The sequence below is a fragment of the Pseudoalteromonas ostreae genome (genome assembly GCF_018069805.1).
Taxonomy (GTDB): Bacteria; Pseudomonadota; Gammaproteobacteria; order Enterobacterales; family Alteromonadaceae; genus Pseudoalteromonas; species Pseudoalteromonas ostreae.
On sequence record NZ_JAGPYN010000090.1, the window covers coordinates 1 to 332 of the forward strand.

Genomic DNA, 332 nt, shown 5'->3' on the forward strand with positions numbered 1-332 from the left:
TCTCATTAAGCTTTGATCACGAAAATCACTCGATAATGATCACTTTTGTGTTCTTAATGATTTTGCCGATCAAAGCTTAATGCCACTCGTTACCGAGTTCACGTTTTATCATTTTTGTAGGTATGTTAAACCGTTATCTAAATCATTTGATGAGGATAACAATAATGTCAACAAGACCTATATCTATGAGTAAACTACATGCTATTTTACGGCTGAAATATTCAGCAAAATTATCCCATCGAGAGATTGCCAGAAGCTTAAATATTTCACCTGGCACTGTGGCTAATTACGTTAAAAAGGCCAATGAGTTAGGCTTAAACCAATGGCCGTTA

1 protein-coding gene is annotated in these 332 nt (G+C 35.2%); it reads left to right on the forward strand.

The annotated features are described in order from the left end of the window. Nucleotides 1–185 precede the first annotated feature (185 nt). Nucleotides 186–332, forward strand: a 147-nt coding sequence (locus J7338_RS20645; RefSeq protein ID WP_420875346.1) for a sigma factor-like helix-turn-helix DNA-binding protein, incomplete at its 3' end; no start/stop codon positions are given.